The following is a 731-nucleotide window of genomic DNA, read 5'->3' on the forward strand; positions in this document are numbered from 1 at the left end:
CGCCCCCGCAGTTCCCCCTTCAGCACCTTGCCGCTCGCGTTGCGCGGGAGGCCGGGCACGAACTYGACCGTGCGGGGGACCTTGTAGTTCGCCATCTCGCGTCTCGACCAGGCGATCAGGTCGTCGGCGGTCGTCGTCGCGCCCGGCCTGCGGACCACGTACGCCCTGCCGACCTCGCCGAGCCGGGGGTCCGGGACGCCGATCACCGCCACGTCGGCCACGTCCGGGTGCAGGCCGAGGAGCTGTTCTATCTCGGCCGGGTACGCGTTGAAGCCGCCGACGATGAACATGTCCTTGATCCGGTCGGTGATCCGGAGGTTGCCCGCCCCGTCGAGGATCCCCACGTCGCCGGTGCGGAGCCAGCCGTCCGGGGTGATCGCGGCGGCCGTGGTGCCGGGGTCCTCGAAGTAGCCCGCCATCACGTTGAAACCGCGGACCAGGATCTCGCCGGGCTCGCCGGGGTCGGCCAGTACCCGGACCTCGGTGCCCGGGATCGCCCGGCCCGAGGTGGTGGCGATGGTCTCCGCCGGGTCGCCGCGGCGGCACATCGTGACGATGCCGCTCGCCTCGGAGAGGCCGTACGCGGTGAGGACCGTCGCGATGCCGAGCTCCGTGCGCAGGCGTTCCACCAGTTTCAGGGGGACGGCCGCCGCGCCCGTCACGACCAGGCGCAGGGCGGAGAGGTCGTGGGACGAGCGTGCCGGGTGGTCCAGGAGGGACTGGTGGAGGGG

General features: G+C 72.7%; 1 protein-coding gene. It reads right to left on the bottom strand.

Going from position 1 to position 731, the window contains the following annotated elements:
* Positions 1–731, bottom strand: a 731-nt coding sequence (locus EAO76_RS42845; RefSeq protein ID WP_148841617.1) for an AMP-binding enzyme, incomplete at both ends; no start/stop codon positions are given.

This window comes from Streptomyces sp. sk2.1 (genome assembly GCF_008120935.1).
GTDB lineage: Bacteria > Actinomycetota > Actinomycetes > Streptomycetales > Streptomycetaceae > Streptomyces.